Origin of the sequence: uncultured Devosia sp., from assembly GCF_913055165.1 — a bacterium.
GTDB lineage: Bacteria > Pseudomonadota > Alphaproteobacteria > Rhizobiales > Devosiaceae > Devosia.
This window is the reverse complement of record NZ_CAJXJS010000008.1, coordinates 1-15,618: the sequence shown is the minus strand read 5'-3', so window position 1 is coordinate 15,618 and position 15,618 is coordinate 1. Positions and strand designations below refer to the sequence as shown.

Annotated in this window: 13 protein-coding genes and 1 pseudogene; 12 read left to right on the top strand and 2 right to left on the bottom strand. The window is 56.7% G+C overall.

Annotated elements, in window-relative coordinates:
• Positions 1-225: 225 nt before the first annotated feature.
• The gene (locus tag QZ564_RS04565; protein ID WP_297105334.1) at positions 226-1,062 is read right to left on the bottom strand and encodes a hypothetical protein; all 837 of its coding nucleotides are present in this window, start codon (positions 1,060-1,062) and stop codon (positions 226-228) included.
• A 194-nt stretch (positions 1,063-1,256) separates the two neighbouring features.
• On the opposite strand from QZ564_RS04565, the gene QZ564_RS04560 reads away from it, so the two are divergent.
• The 12 genes and pseudogenes from QZ564_RS04560 to QZ564_RS04505 form a co-directional block, all read left to right on the top strand.
• The gene (locus QZ564_RS04560; protein WP_297105331.1) at positions 1,257-3,254 is read left to right on the top strand and encodes a MobA/MobL family protein; all 1,998 of its coding nucleotides are present in this window, start codon (positions 1,257-1,259) and stop codon (positions 3,252-3,254) included.
• A gap of 556 nt (positions 3,255-3,810) precedes the next feature.
• Positions 3,811-4,935, top strand: a complete 1,125-nt coding sequence (gene gmd / locus QZ564_RS04555) for a GDP-mannose 4,6-dehydratase (RefSeq protein WP_297105328.1) — start codon at positions 3,811-3,813, stop codon at positions 4,933-4,935.
• 4 nt (positions 4,936-4,939) lie between these two features.
• Positions 4,940-5,884: a GDP-L-fucose synthase gene (locus QZ564_RS04550; RefSeq protein ID WP_297105325.1), complete on the top strand. Its 945-nt coding sequence runs from the start codon at positions 4,940-4,942 to the stop codon at positions 5,882-5,884.
• Positions 5,881-6,843 carry an NAD(P)-dependent oxidoreductase gene (locus QZ564_RS04545; RefSeq protein WP_297105322.1) on the top strand — a complete coding sequence of 321 codons (963 nt, stop codon included), beginning with the start codon at positions 5,881-5,883 and terminating at the stop codon, positions 6,841-6,843. Before QZ564_RS04550 ends, QZ564_RS04545 begins: the two co-directional genes overlap by 4 nt.
• Positions 6,816-8,120, top strand: coding sequence for a glycosyltransferase family 4 protein (locus QZ564_RS04540; protein WP_297105319.1), 1,305 nt, complete (start codon positions 6,816-6,818; stop codon positions 8,118-8,120). Before QZ564_RS04545 ends, QZ564_RS04540 begins: the two co-directional genes overlap by 28 nt.
• A complete protein-coding gene (locus QZ564_RS04535) occupies positions 8,117-8,995 on the top strand; it encodes a hypothetical protein (RefSeq protein ID WP_297105316.1) in 879 nt (292 codons plus the stop codon). Before QZ564_RS04540 ends, QZ564_RS04535 begins: the two co-directional genes overlap by 4 nt.
• A gap of 1 nt (position 8,996) precedes the next feature.
• Positions 8,997-10,166, top strand: coding sequence for a glycosyltransferase family 4 protein (locus QZ564_RS04530; protein ID WP_297105311.1), 1,170 nt, complete (start codon positions 8,997-8,999; stop codon positions 10,164-10,166).
• Positions 10,167-10,460: 294 nt separating this feature from the next.
• Complete coding sequence (locus QZ564_RS04525; RefSeq protein WP_297105308.1) at positions 10,461-11,015, top strand: sulfotransferase domain-containing protein; 555 nt, start codon at positions 10,461-10,463, stop codon at positions 11,013-11,015.
• Positions 11,015-12,124, top strand: coding sequence for a glycosyltransferase (locus QZ564_RS04520; RefSeq protein WP_297105306.1), 1,110 nt, complete (start codon positions 11,015-11,017; stop codon positions 12,122-12,124). Before QZ564_RS04525 ends, QZ564_RS04520 begins: the two co-directional genes overlap by 1 nt.
• 3 nt (positions 12,125-12,127) lie before the next feature.
• A complete protein-coding gene (locus QZ564_RS04515; RefSeq protein WP_297105301.1) occupies positions 12,128-13,039 on the top strand; it encodes a sulfotransferase domain-containing protein in 912 nt (303 codons plus the stop codon).
• 184 nt (positions 13,040-13,223) lie between these two features.
• The gene (locus QZ564_RS04510; RefSeq protein ID WP_297105298.1) at positions 13,224-14,768 is read left to right on the top strand and encodes an oligosaccharide flippase family protein; all 1,545 of its coding nucleotides are present in this window, start codon (positions 13,224-13,226) and stop codon (positions 14,766-14,768) included.
• 340 nt (positions 14,769-15,108) lie between these two features.
• Positions 15,109-15,324, top strand: a pseudogene (locus tag QZ564_RS04505) (IS110 family transposase); the annotation flags it as partial.
• Between the two features lie 26 nt (positions 15,325-15,350).
• Here the strand turns inward: QZ564_RS04505 and QZ564_RS04500 are convergent.
• The coding region (locus tag QZ564_RS04500) for a hypothetical protein (protein ID WP_297105295.1) at positions 15,351-15,618 on the bottom strand (268 nt) is incomplete at its 5' end.

Sequence of the window (15,618 nt, the reverse complement as noted above, 5' to 3'; positions counted from 1 at the left end):
GCGGCCCAGATCGCGTGGATGGGAAGGTTGCTAACGCGCTCCCACCAGCCGAGGGGGATGCCACTCTATACAGGTAAAGCATCCGGCGCCCGTCGCCGACCGAGCGGCTCCCCAATCCCTGGGATAAGCCGCGCTCCCATGCCGGCTGAGGACAGGTAGTCCAGAGGCGAAAAAAGGGCGGGCGGGAATCGAATCCCGTCCGCCCACCTTTTGATCCGTTCCAGCCTAGCGCCCGATATCCTCGTCTCCATGGTCGGGCGCGGAACGAGAATCCGCAGGCGACCCCATGGGGCGGCGCAAGGCCGAGGCGATGCGATTGTGTCCGTGGGCTCCTTTGGGACCCAACCCGCCATCGCCCTCAGTACCATCCGCCCCCTTCGTCAGCGGATCGCCCGCGAGCGGCGGCGCCGCCTCGCCCTCAAGGCCGGCCGATGTCTGTACGGCATCCACCTGGGCCAGTTGCCCGCCGAGCAGGCTCAACGCCTCCTCATCGACCAGGCCATCGACGACAAGCTGGACGCACTCGCCCTCGCTGGTCACAACCACGGAGCACGAGTAGTCACGCCCAAGAGCGGCGAAGGCCGCGGGGTCGGCACGCCCCCTGAGACCGCCGGCGAGCCGGTCACGGCGCAGCCCCAGTGCCGCTGCGGCCTTGACGAGTTCGGCGCCGGGGCGCGCCACAAGGACCAGGCCCTGGACGCCTTGGACCCGGCGGCGCCGGCTAGCCTGGTACACCTCCTCGCACTGGCGAAACGCTGCGACCTTGGCTTCGTCGCTGGCACTGTCCATCACTGTGAGCAGCGCCCCACGCAATGCAGACGCGTCAAGCGGGCAGGTTTGGAAGCCAATCTGAGTGGCGATTGCCGTCAGAGTTCCGGCAATCGCGAGCGAATTTTGCACGGCCGCGAGCTCCACGCGAGCCGTCTTCTGGGCGAGCGCAGCGCTCCGTCCTGCAGGCGTCTGGCCGTTGCCGAGCTTCCGGCGCGTGAGCTGGCGGGTCATGTCGGCCAGCGCATGGGTTTGCGCACGGATGTCGTCCGAGCCGGGACTATTTTCAGCCATCTTGGGTTCCTTGAGCTAAGTTAGGCCCGGCGGCGCATCGCCGCCACCGGTCTTCCCCGAGACTGCCCCTGGCTCTGGCAAGACACGTGCCCCCGAAACCGAAAATTTCCGGGTCGGTCGCAAAATTTTGCTATTGTCCCTTGCCAGAACGCCTCCCGCTCTCGCCGGAGGGTCATCGCGTATAGGAAGTTGGTATGGCCATTGCGTTTGCGAGATCGATGCCGTTACAGCGCTCGCGCGGTCATTCATCCATCCAACGGCTCGCCTATATCACCCGCCGGCATCTCGTTTCCGCCCGCACAGGGCAGGCTTTCGACCACAAGGACCGGCCCGACCTGATCGAGACGGTGACCCTGGTGCCCGAGGGATGCGCGGAAATGGAGGGAGCAGATCTCTGGGAGGCGGTCGAGGCCGCCGCCCCTCGCCGTGACGCCGTGCTCGGCTTCGAGCTGGTTCTCGCCCTGCCCATGCCTGGCGAGCTTCCGATCGAGTTGAGCTGCCGCATGGCCGAAGCTTTCGCGCGCGAGATCATTGTCGAGAGACACAATTTAGCGGCCACTCTGGCCGTGCACCGCCCGCATGGAGCCCAGAGCGAAGAAGCAACGCTGGAGGACGCCTTTGGAACCGAAGACGACGCTTTCGCCAGATCGATCGCCACGGCCAGCGCCAATCTTCACTGCCACATTCTGGTCGCGCCGCGGCAGATCACGCCTCAGGGGCTGGCGCGGCGGCGCTACACGGCCCTCGACCCGATCAAACGTGCCGGCAAGATCTATGGCCGGCACTGGGGCAAGCTGTGGGGCGATTCTCAGAACCGCTTCTTTGCGGCAGAAGGCCTTGATCTGCGCGTCACCCCCAGCCCGCCGATGGCCCTCGATCCCGCGCCGCTGCGAGCGGTGAGGCGGTGGCGCAGCCGCCAACGCCAGAACGCTTCGGACGTCAAGGGTCGCGCCCTCCTCGTCAACCAGGCGCGCGAAGACGAAAACGCTACGATCGTCCTTTCCATCCATGACGCCCTGGCCTGTTTTGAGGCGCCCTTTACCCGAAGCGAGTTGAGGACATTCTTTTCGCGTCACCTCCATCCTGAACTCGCCGCAGAAATGACCGAGGCCAGCATCGGGCTCGGCCAATGCGTGGAACTCGATATCCCGGATCAGCGTGAGTGGTTTGCCAGCGTTCACCTGGTGCAGACCGAACTCGCGGCCTTTGGCCGGATGCTGATCTTGGCCAATAAAGACACCTGCCGTCGGACGGTAGAGCCTCACACTCAAGAAGGCTTTTCAGAAGAAACGCGAGCGGTTCTGAACGCGAATTTCGATGATGCCGATTTAACGCTGGTCGAGGCCACTGGTGCTGCCGGGCTCCTCGTGTCCGATATCGCCCGAACCGCGCAGGCGGCCGGTTTGACCCCGGTGGTCATCGCCCATGCAGCGGGACACCCGCCCCCAAAAGCGGTCGTGCGGGACCTCGAGGCAGTGAAAAGCCGGATGGTTTCGCGGGCCACCATCATCATCGACGATGCCGATGCCCTCAACGCGCCGGAGCTGTCCCTCGTCCTTGCGGCGGCCATCGCCGGCAATTCCAAAATTGTCCTCATCCGACGGGCGGATAGTGACTGGACAAGGCTGCCACTGCTTGATCTCGCCGCCAGCCACGTCCGGGTTCTCACCTGGCGCGATGCGGCCGCTCGAGCCGCCCCGGAAGCCGGGCGCACCAAACGCCCCGCCCCGCCCCGATCAGCCATCTTTCATGCACCTTCTGGCGCCGGAATTGTGCCGGCCGGGTCCGACTGGCCGGCCTTTGCAGTCGATCCCGACGGCGCGCTCATAACCACCCCGTCTGGCATCGCCGCCGCGATACGCTTCTTTGCCACCTACCCTTATGATCTGGAATGGACCTTTCCCGAACGCGACGCTTCTGCGGATGAGGCGGGCCTAGTACAGGAGCTCGCAAGATTTGTCGGGACCGAAGGTGAGCTCTTCTGGGATGAGCGGGCCGATCTCGAGGCGGTCGATGCCGACCTTGCAGCAGAGGCAGCCGCCTTTGCCATGCTCGATGACGCGGGTTTTGATGATTTGCCCGAGGATGACCCGGACCCCGAGCCGCCTTCGCCGGACGATTTCGATTTCGAAGACGCTGACGAACCGGACTGGGACGGGGGCGATCTTGAGAGCCCCTACGAGCCCGAATGACCGCAGTGATCGAGGGGTCGAAGCGCGAGGCATGGAACGGCTTTACGGCGGCTCTTAAAAGGCGAGCGGCAAGCCGGAATCGAAATTCACATATTGTATATTCAGAGGGTGCAGGGAGAGCTGCGATGATGGAGGTGACATGGACTGGCCGGTTGCACCCGGTCAGTATCAATGCCTGACGGATGCCCGGTGGTCGACATGCGCCAGCTTGTCTTGCGCACATCCCCCGGCTTTGCGGCCGAGCGTGCGCCAACTTGTGTTTCCGCACGTTCGGCATCGCCGCAGCCCCACGCCCCGCACTTCCGATACATGCGAGAACTGCATTCGTCCCATGCAAAAACAGATGGCCGATGGAAGAAGCACCGCCGTAACCAGGCGTTTCGCTCCCGTCCGCGTGGTAACCATTGGTCACGATTAACAATTGGTGTGGTTTTCTACTTGCAGTTTTGCGTGTAGTTGGTTTCCTCGTTTTTGGGACTGGGAGTTCAGCAACCGGGTTGCGGACATTTCCGCATCATCACGGGCTGAACGCATGATTATTGATTGGGGATATTGCATGGGGTCGGGAAAAACTGCGCTCATCACCGGTATTACAGGCCAGGATGGCTCCTACCTGGCCGAGCTTCTGCTCGAAAAGGGCTATGAAGTGCATGGCATCAAGCGCCGGGCCTCGCTGCTCAACACCCAGCGCGTCGACCATATCTACGAAGACCCGCACACCAAGAATGGCCGCTTCAAGCTGCACTATGGGGATCTCTCCGATACCTCGAACCTGACGCGCATCCTGCGCGATATTGAGCCCGACGAGGTCTATAATCTCGGTGCCCAGTCGCACGTCGCCGTGAGCTTTGAGGCGCCCGAATATACCGCCGATGTCGACGCCATCGGCACGCTGCGATTGCTCGAGGCCATCCGCTTCCTGGGGCTTGAAAAGAAGACAAGGTTCTACCAGGCCTCGACCTCGGAACTCTATGGCCTCGTCCAGGAGACCCCGCAGCGCGAAACCACGCCCTTCTATCCGCGCTCGCCCTATGCCGTGGCCAAGATGTACGCCTATTGGATCACGGTGAACTATCGCGAGGCCTATGGGATCTATGCCTGCAACGGCATCCTCTTCAACCACGAGTCTCCACGTCGCGGGGAAACCTTCGTGACCCGCAAGATCACCCGCGGTCTCTCCAACATCGCCATGGGGCTCGAGCCCTGCCTCTATATGGGCAATATCGATGCCCTGCGCGATTGGGGCCATGCAAAAGACTATGTCCGCATGCAGTGGATGATGCTGCAGCAGGACGAACCCGAGGACTTCGTCATCGCCACGGGCGTGCAGTATTCCGTGCGCGAGTTCATCCGCTGGACCGCTGAGGACCTCGGTATCACCCTGGAATTTTCCGGATTTGGCGTTGACGAAGTAGCAACCGTCACTGCGATCGAGGGCGACATGGCCCCTGCCCTGAAGCCCGGTGACGTGATCGTCCGCATAGACCCGCGCTATTTCCGTCCGTCTGAAGTGGAAACCTTGCTGGGGGATCCGAGCAAGGCGAAGCAAAAGCTTGGCTGGACCCCCGAAATTACCGCCCAGGAAATGTGCGCCGAGATGGTTCGCGAGGACCATAAGGCAGCGCGCCGCCATGCCCTTCTCAAGCAGCATGGGCTCGACCTTCCCGTCAGCGTTGAGTAGTGCCATGACCTTCGATCTGACCAATAAGCGCGTCTACGTCGCCGGCCATCGCGGCATGGTCGGCAGCGCCGTGGTGCGCCGGCTTGGCACCGAAGGTTGCGAAGTGATTACCGCGGGCCGCGATGTCGTCGATCTCAAGCGGCAGACCGAGGTCGAGGCCTTCATGGCCGACGCCAAGCCGGATGCCATTGTCATGGCGGCGGCAAAGGTGGGCGGTATTCTGGCCAATGACACCTATCCGGCCGACTTCCTCTACGAAAACCTCATCATCGAAGCCAATATCACTCAGGCGGCCTTCGAGAACGGCGTCAGCAAGATGCTGTTTCTAGGCTCGAGCTGCATCTATCCCAAGATGGCGGAGCAGCCGATTACGGAAGATGCGCTCCTGACCGGTCCGCTCGAGCCGACCAATGAATGGTATGCCATCGCCAAGATCGCCGGAATCAAGCTCGCCCAGGCCTACCGCAAACAGCATGGCTGCGATTTTATCTCTGCCATGCCCACCAATCTGTACGGTCCGGGCGACAATTTCGATCTCAGCTCCAGTCACGTCCTGCCGGCTCTAATCCGTAAGGCCCACCACGCCAAGCTCAACGGCGACAAGACCATCACCGTCTGGGGTACAGGCACGCCGCGCCGCGAATTCCTACATGCCGACGATTGCGTGGACGCTTTGGTCTTCCTGCTCAAGACCTATTCCGGTTACGAGCATGTCAATGTCGGTTCGGGTGAGGACGTGACCATTCTCGAACTGACTGAACTGATCTGCGAAGCGGTCGGCTTTGATGGCGAGATCGTGCACGATTTCTCCAAGCCGGACGGCACGCCGCGCAAGCTGATGAGCGCCGACCGGCTGCGCGGCATGGGCTGGGCACCCCGCATCGGGCTGCGGGACGGCATTGCGGAGACCTATGACTGGTTCCTCGCCAATCAGGAGCGCTGGCAATGACGTATACGGCGGTCATCTTCGGCGGGTCTGGCTTTTTCGGCACCCATCTGGCCGGGCATCTTGCCGAGGACCCGGAAGTGGTCCGGATCGTGCTCGCCGATATCCGCGAACCCCGGTTTACCCATGCCAAGGCCGATTTCGTCCAATGCGATGTGCGTGAGCCCATTGATCTGGCTGTCGAACGCGAGGTCGTCATCTTCAATCTTGCAGCCGTCCACACCACTCCCGGCTTTGAAGATTGGGAGTATTACTGGACTAATGTGCGCGGCGCGATCGAGGTCTGTCGCTTCGCCACAGCGATAGGCGCACGCCGGATAATTTTCACCTCTACCATGGGCATTTATGGCCCTCAGGAGGAACAGGTCGATGAGCGCACAAAGCCTCGACCTGTCACCGCATATGGTAAGTCAAAGCTCTTGGCCGAGAAGATTCATGAGGATTGGCAAGCGGTAGATCCCACCCGACGTCTCGTTACAGTCCGACCTTCGGTGACTTTCGGCGACGGTGAGCATGGCAATTTCGAGCGTCTAGCGAGTCTGCTGCGAAAGAGGCGCTTCGTCTATCCAGCTCGCAAAGATACTATCAAGGCGTGCGCTCCAGTCTATGATCTCTACGACTGCATAAAATTCATGGCCGCCTTCGATGAACCGGTCATCCGTTTTCTCTATGCTTATCCAGAACGCACGACCACAGAAATCATCAATCGTGCCTTCAACGAGGCTGCCGGGTTCGAGCTGCCAACGATCGTGGTCCCTGAGAGCATAATCAATATGGCAGCCCTGGGATTTGAAGTTCTTAGCAGGCTCGGGCTCAAGACCTCCATAAATCGAGCGCGAGTGAAAAAACTCATCCAGTCGACCAATCTGTACCCCCACGAACTAGTCTCCCGGGGGTGGAGGTTCAAGACGTCTCTCCCTGAAGCCCTCCGGCGATGGAAAGCAGAAAGCGACTTCAAGTGACCCAGAGAAAAAATCCCCTCGACATACTATTCCATGACTACGGCGGTTACGGATTCACGGCCCAGCTTGCCCGTCATTTGGCTCGCAAGGGCGTAAGCACGGCGTATTTTTCTTTCGGCGGTTTTGGTTCGCCAAAAGGGAGGGTCGGCAGGACGGCGACTGATCCCGCCTGCTTTGCGATTGATGAAATCAACATCTCCGAGCCGGTGAACAAGGACAATTTGATCAAGCGTTATCGCCAGCAAATCGAGTATGGACGCACAGCCGCTGCTAGGGTCATCGCTGAACGGCCCAAAATTGTAGTCTCCTCAAACTGCCCATTGGAAGTGCAAAGTCACCTTCTCGCCGCATGCCGGAAAATCGACGCCAAGTTTGTATTCTGGCTCCAAGACCTTCATTCAGAGGCCATCGGCCGCATCCTAGGGCGCCGCGTCCCACTGCTCGGGTCAGCAGCGACAAGATATTATTCGTGGATGGAGGGTCGGCTGCTCGCGGACAGCGACGCTGTAATCGTCATAACGGATGGCTTTACCGATCTCATCAAGAGCTGGGGGGTCGACACCCGTCATTTCACTACAATCGAGAACTGGGCTCCGATCGGCGACATGCCGCTCTATCAGCGTGACAATGATGTGGCCAACCGCCATTTCCGTCCAGGACGCCCGAGGATATTGTATTCCGGCACTTTGGCCCGCAAACACAACCCGGACATTCTCCTCAATTTGGCTCGCAACGTCGACGCCGACATTCACCTTTACTCGATGGGAAGCGCCGCCGAGTATGTACGCGGTGTCGCTGCAGAGGAAGGGCTCGGAAATATGTTTGTTCGTCCTTGGGTCTCGGTCGAAGACCTGCCCAAGGTACTTGCAGGAGCCGACATCTTGTGTGGTTTCATAGAGAAGGATGCCGGTCGGTTCTCCGTTCCTTCAAAAATACTCTCCTATCTTGCCGCCGGACGGCCGATTCTTGCATCAATGCCGGCCGAAAATCTGGCCAGCCGCACTATTGTTAGGGCGGGCGCCGGACTTGTGAGTGACCCCGGCAACCCGACCGAACTCGTAGACAACGCCGCAAGATTGCTTTCCGATCCCGAAGAAGGTCGGATTATGGGGCAGCGCGGTCGAGATTATGCCGAGCGTACGTTCGACATTGACGTCATTGCCCGCCGCTTCCAAGCTTGCTTTGCCAGCATGGAGGAAGCCAGACCCCGGAAGCACACAATGCTACCGAGGTGGAGGCCAATTGAACAACAGTGGCCTTTTGGTGGCAAAGAATGAACTCCTTGTTTGACGTGGGTATGGTCCGTAATAGCAACGTGGCCCGGAAGGCACTTGCTTTTAGTCTTGTGGCGCCAAAACGGGCAATGCGTGCTTTCGCAACAACACGGGATTATGCAAATAATCCACCGATCATAGTTAATTCCCTGCCCAAAAGTGGAACGCATCTCCTCCTCCAGATTACGCGCGCTTTGCCGAGTACTCGATACTTCGGTGGGTTTATCGCAACCACGCCCTCGTTAACTCTCAAGGAACGATCACAGACAGTTTTGGCAAAAAAAATATGCGGTCTTCTTCCAGGAGAAACGGTTGGAGCCCACTTATATTACTCTGATTCCGCAGCGGCGGCCATGAGCGCCATAAATGCAGTCCATTTGTTTATTTATCGTGATCCACGAGATGTATTGCTGTCGGAAGTTAACTATCTAGCAGATATGAACCGCTGGCACCGAATGCATAAGGTTTTCTCAAAAATCGACGATCCACATGATCGCCTAAAGGTGGCTATTGAAGGCTTTGATGACCGTTATCCCGATTGCGCGAAACGAATAGCCCCTTTTGTCGGCTGGTTGCAGCATCCCGAAACACTGTCGATCAAGTACGAAGATCTGGTGGGACCCAACCGTCTTGATGTCCTGGGCCACATCGCAGCAAAGCTAAAAAAAGCAGGGGTGCCGGGCGCCCATGAGGACCGATTGATCTATAGTATGGAAGCGGCCATCGATCCGGGCAAATCGCATACATTTCGCGAGGGCGGCACGGAGAAATGGCGAACCGCCATGTCGGCAGGTGACGCTGATCGTATTGGGCTAATGCTCGCGCAGGAACTGAGAGCATTCGGCTATGTCAACACCACGCAGGGGGGCGGAAACTGACATGCTCCGAGAAGTAACACCCTCTACTAAACACAGCGTGGTGGTTATCGGCAGCCTGCCACCGCCCATAAATGGGCAGTCGAAAAACCTCGCGGCAATCACTGAAGACATCAGCAAAATTGACGGTGTTCGCTTGACGCGCTGCACCATTGCAGCAGGTAGTCTCACTCGAAATCCAGCAAGCCGTACTCTAAAACTGTTTCGTGTGGCGAAGGCTCTGTGCGTGCTTTTCCTGAAGCGCTTCGAAAACCGAGAACGCACGCTCTATTTGGTGTCCGATGGCGGTTGGGGCCTAATTTATACGTTTCTGCTTGCCTGGACGGGCCGTCTGCTCGGCTACCGGCTTATTATTCAGCACCGCACTTTCCAGTATGTGCGGACGACAAAACGGCTGGCAGGCTGGATCGATAGATCCGTGAATGGCTTCCACGTGTTTCTATGCGACGCCATGGCCATGCAGTATCGCGCACGCTACAACTCGAAGGCCGCGTATATGGTCGTAGGCAACCTTTCCCAGTACAGCAATTTTCTTGGGCAGCCCGCACCAGAGCGGCGTCCCGATAACAGCGTTATCAGGGTAGGCCTTCTGTCTAATCTCTATCTGACCAAGGGTTTGGACACTTTTCTTGCGGTTGCTCAGCGTGCAAAAGACAAATGCCTGCCGGTACACTTTGTCCTGGCAGGACCAGTTCCAGATAGCGCCAGCAAGACGTTGATCGATATGGCAAAGGAGAATCTGGGCAGCATGCTGGAAGTGACCGGGCCGTTGCATGGGCGGCATAAGGATGCCTTCTACGTAGGCTTAGATGTCTTCATGTTCGCGACGCGATACGCTTTGGAGGCACAACCTAACGTCGTTTTAGAAGCCATGTGTGCCGGATGCGCCATTATCTCGGCTGACAGGGGTTGCATCGCGTCAGACGTTGGGGACGCGGGGGCCATTGTCGCTTCCGAAAGCGAATCCAATGCCGACAGCTATCTCGCACATCTGGAGAAAATGTCCGCTAATCGAGAAGTGCTGGAAACCGCACGGACCCGCGCCCATCAACTAGCACAACAGGGCATCAAACGAGATCGGTTCGCCTACGCACAATTTTTAAATGCAGTGGCGGGGAGCAATGTTCGTCCGGGTGGGAACGGCGCACAATCTCAAACAATATACAGCAATTAAAACTAGAGAAACAGCATGCTTCGCCAAGTTAGAAATCTCTTGCGCCCGCTCGTTTCACTGAAGAGCGAATATAGCGTGCGCCGCGGCGCATACAGTTTGATTCCATTAAAACATCGCTCCCAGCACTCTAGGATTGTACATGCTTGCTTATGGAAAACTGGGAGCCAATTTGTTCGCCTGGTCCTATCAGATCCACGCATATATCGGGCCAGCGGACACTTACCCTATGTTTGGGGTGTGTACAAAAGGCAAACTACTTCCATTCCCGATATCGGCAGAGTACCCGGAGCATCCTTGCTCGCCTGTTATGGAACGCCTGAACATGCCAGTATTCAGTTGGACGGCGCCCCGTTCCGTTCCATTTTCGTTGTTCGAGACCCGCGCGCACTCCTAGTTTCCTGGTATTTTTCGACGCGTTTCTCGCATGTGTCCACAGAAGGAGTCGAAAGACACCGCCAAGCTATGGAGGGGTTGAACGAAGAGCAAGCGCTGACTTACATGATCTCAGAATTCGAGAAGGAGTTTGTCCCGGTTTTTGAAGCTTGGCTAAATCGAATAGAAAACAGTGTTGACTGCAAACTGGTAAGATTCGAAGATCTCATAGGTGCTTCGCAGAAACAGACTTGGATGGATATTTTTGATCATCTTGACATCTTGACCAGCCCGGGAACACTAAACGCTGTTTTGGACACATACTCGATAGGAAAGTTGCGCGGCAACAAGTCTAACCCGGACAAAAAATATGCCGCCGCGGGTCAAAGGCCGTGGCAGGACCATCTGGTCAACGACGCTCGGGTCGCTTTTGAACAATCCTTAGGAAAACTCCCCGCAAGACTGGGATACGAATGATGCATGCTCGTATTGCTTTGTGCATCATGAATCTTGGCGTGGGTGGTGCACAACGAGCAATGGTCACGCTCGCCAATGCCCTTTTTAGAAGAGGCGCGAAAATCGATATCATCGTCGCGCAAAAATTCGGTGCATACCAACATTCACTTCCGCCAAACACGCGCATAACCACGGTTGGAAAGAGTACCTTGGCCATGGCGATCGGACTTCGTCGTTTTTGCAATGCCAATCCCGATGTCACTTTGATTTCAGCTCAGACGAATATCAGCCGCGTTCTAGGTCTTCTTAAGCTTGTTAAAGCTATTGATAATCACGTAATTATTCGCGAGCCTAACCGAATAGGCTCAACAGTTAAGGGGGCGCTCAGGTTTTGGCGACCGCTCTTACCTCTGCTCTATCGTCAGGCCGAGGGCATCGTCGCAGTCTCTCAAGCAGGAAAGGACGACTTAGCCAAACTTACTGGCTGGCCCGAGAGTAAAATATCACTGATTGGTAACGCAACGGATCATGATTATGTCGTCAAGAGGGCCAGAGAACCGTTGCCAGAGCCGTGGCTCTCCGAACTAAAAAATTGCCGATATGTTCTTGGCGCTGGCAGGTTGGTTGAGCAGAAGGATTTTCCCACCTTGATATCGGCGTTTGCCAAATCCGGTCTCCCGAACGACGTCAAACTGGTGATTCTCGGTGAAGGTCGACTACGGGGAGAACTTGAACGACTTACAGAGACACTGGGGATTGCTAAACGTGTTTTGATGCCTGGATTTCAAGAAAACCCGTTTTCTTGGATGTCTCGGGCAGAATTGTTCGTCCTTTCCTCGCGCTGGGAGGGTAGCCCCAACGCCCTAATCGAGGCGCTGGCAACCGGCACGCCCTGCATCGCGACCAACTGCCCTTCTGGACCAAGTGAGATACTCAGTGAACCTTTGCTGGGACGGCTGGTGCCAGTTGGCAATTCGGATGCAATGGCGCGCGAGTTGGCAGCCATTCTGTCCGAACCGGATACGAGAGAGGAACGCGAAACTAAGGCACGCGAGAAGTTTGGGGTGGAGCCTTGGGCAGATCGCTATGTGACAGTCATCAACAATTGCACCACACAGCAGGGAATTTGACAATTGGCGACAACCGAGACACCCAGAATTCTACTAATTGTGGGTTCTGCTCGTAGTGGGAGCACGCTTGCAGGTACGCTTGCCGGCCGCTTCACAAATGCCAGTTACCTCGGGGAGCTCATCCATTTTTGGGATAGGGGGTTAGCACTGGATCATCTGTGCGGGTGCGAACAACAGTTTTCCGCATGTTCCTTCTGGAACGCAGTGGTGCAAAATGCGGGTCTAGCAGGTGAAAATGCGATGGCGCGGCATGATCAGTTGCATGCGGCTCTCAAAGTCCACTCGCTAAGGCGATGGAACACACCCGAGAACCGTACCTCTGATTATCAGGATATGCTTAACCTTATCACCAGACTTTATGAATCTGCGGCGCAAATCGCCCGCACACCATGGCTAGTCGATAGTTCGAAACATCCCATCTATGCACGGCTGCTTGTCGATTGTTTTGGAGCCGACCGCGTACACGTGCTTCATTTGGTGCGTGACCCGCGTGGTGTAGCTTATTCAGCGGCGAAGAAACGCCCAAAGATCGACAGCGGTCGGGCTGGCGACATGATGACCCAACGCTCATACCTTCAGAGCGGCTTGGCATGGCTAAAGGTCCAGGTATCAGCAGAAGCGCTGCGCGGAACGACAGGCACGTATCAACGGATCAAATATGAACAATTGTGCGAGTTCGGGGCGGAGGCTCTCATGCCTTATCTAAACGAGCTCCCAGAAATTGGCGTCTACTCACCTCAGTTTAAGACAGACCATACTGTATCCGGGAACCCCGCGCGCCTAGCCGGCTTCTCAAAAATCAATGCAGATACCAGTTGGAGGAACGAAATTTCGGGGATCAACGCCTCAACAGTTGCAGCAATAACGCTGCCATTTCTTATTAGATATGGCTATGCAAATGCAATAGGGAAATAGGTAGAACTAGCGATAATTCAGCTGGCATTGAAAATAATGAATTCGCTGTATATCGAAAATCGTCGATGATATAATATAATATGATGCATTTAATGCTATGTACGGAATTGGCGTGACTTCTTACAGAATTTAACGAGCTGCTGCTACATTTCTCCGCCAGCACTCCAGTGGACACCGCCGCGTCATGAAGACACTTGCAAGCGCTTTCATCGTTTCAGGAACATCAATTGGCAACTTGATACTAAGGCTGGGAGCTTTGGCGGTCCTGGCTCGTCTCCTAACGCCAACAGACTTTGGACTCGTGGCAATGTCACTTGCCATTGTGACCATCCTTTCCTTGATCGCCCAGCTTGATCTGCGTGACGCCCTCATCCAGCGGTCACGCATATCACGCGTTCATGTGCAGACAACGCGTCTGGTGCTAAGTATCTCGTCAATCGGATGGGGTGGGTTGCTCTTCACGCTGTCTCCTTGGTTCGAATCAAATCTTGGCATGCCGGGCTTGGCGGACCTAGTGCGTATCATGTGCCTGATCATCCTTATCGAGGCATTTGAGGTGCCTTTCGAGGCGCTGCTCATTAGGGGCCGCGCCCTCTCACAGGTAGCAATGGCCAACCTTCTGAGCTATGCGCTGGGTTTCGGCGCGACTGGCATCCTGATGGCGTACTTCTTTCCCGGGCCAATGGCGTTGGCGACAGCCTATATCGCAATGACCGCCGTGCGCTGTTTTTTCATGGCGGCATTCCTCAATAAACAGCGTAGAGCAGCTGCCATTGCAGATGTTCACGTCGGTAACGTTGACCTTCGGGAAGTACTGGACTTCATGTTTCGCCATTCGTTCTTGGGGACAGCCAACAGGTTTTTTGCCAAGTTCATCAAACAGCTAGACAATGCAATGGTTGGTGTAATCGCGGGAGCACAAGCCCTTGGACTTTACTCGCGCGCCTATACGCTGGCCATCGCACCAGTCGACACCTTACTTGGCTTAACCGTGCGATCGGTAGTTTTTCCGGCACTAGCAGCAATGGAAACCGACACATCACGCTTCAACAAAGCTGCCCAGAAAGGCCTGTTTGCCGGAGCGGCAACAATGCTTCCCATTTCTGCTACTTTATGTGTCCTTGGTCCGGAAACAATTGGCCTGCTTTTGGGCGGCGGCGCCTGGACAGCGGCGGTGTTCCCGTTTCAATGCCTGACAATGGCGATGGGGTTACGTTACGCTCTCAGACTAGTGGTGGCGATTGGACGCGCACGAGGAAATCTCCTTACCGTTTTCTGGCTTAATTTTCTAACGACAGTCTGTCTGGCCGCTTTCGTCTGGTTGGGAACCGTCGTCGCTGGCATCAATGGTGCGGCTGTTGGTGTTGTGTTTGTAAGCGTGATTCAATGGTCAGGTTCACTGCTTACAACGGCCAAGATTTGTCGATCGAACTTCTCAGATTTGCTCTCAATGCATCTCGGGCCATTTGCGCTCATCGCGATATACGCCGGTGTTATGTGGATTGCGGCCAACTTTCTGCGGATGAACGACGCACCGGAAATTGCAGTTCTCGCAATAGCCCCGATTGCTGCAGCAAGCGCTCCGATTTTGCTGCTTAGCTGCATTCCGGGCAGGTTCCTGCAGCATTGGCAGCAAACCATGCTGAAGCAAATGCTAGTCCAAGCTGGCAAAGCCATTCCCGGTTTTGGGCATTTGCTCAAATGGTCAAGGGCTCTAATTGACCGCTGATGGCGAATCCCGCACGTTGAATTTGTCGTATGAGTTGTGGAGGTGTGCATTACGGTCGACACTATTTGGTCATTGCGCACTCTTCATGGTGCCGGAACTACATTTCATTGTGACGGGCAAAGCCTTCCTATATTCGATCAACATGGCCAGATGATATCCCAAGACCGACAACACTTCACCAAGTTCGGCGCGATATATGCGGGGCCGATCGTGGTGAGGGCGCCGGAGCAGCTCTGTGGAGCGCACCCCATTTTGATGGTGTGGACGGCCCCCGCTACCAGCGGCGGATGACAGGAGTAAGCTGGTCGCCGCCAACAACCCTTCCAGCGGGAGCCACGAAATGGTACCAGTTGTTATCGGCCTGGACATCGCAAAGCGGGTCTTCCAATTTCACGGGATTGATCGAAGCGGGAAAGCGGTACTCCGCAAGCGGCTGCGGCGCAGTGAGCTCCTGTCGATCTTCTCTCGCCTATCGCCGTGTTTGATCGTTATGGAAGCCTGTTCAGCAGCACATTATTGGGCTCGAGAGCTCGCGATGCTGGGGCACGAAGTTCGTAAGCGGTGTTCTGCGGCCACGGGCGCTCAGGGCCGCGGGAACTTTACGACGTTGTTGCCGCGCATAAAGGCGATTGCCCCTTCGTTGTTTAGAGCGGCTAAGGCAGCATCCCGCGCCTCGCTGTCGGTCTCGAACTGATTATCCCAGACGTGGCTGTCGTTCTGATGGTCCACGACCTCAAGGGACCAGGTCGTGTCTGTTTCGAGACGATGGATATTGATCAAGAAGGCGTATCCATCGATCACTACCCGCTGGCTCTTGCCTGATGTGACCAGGTTTGGGTCGTCTTGATCG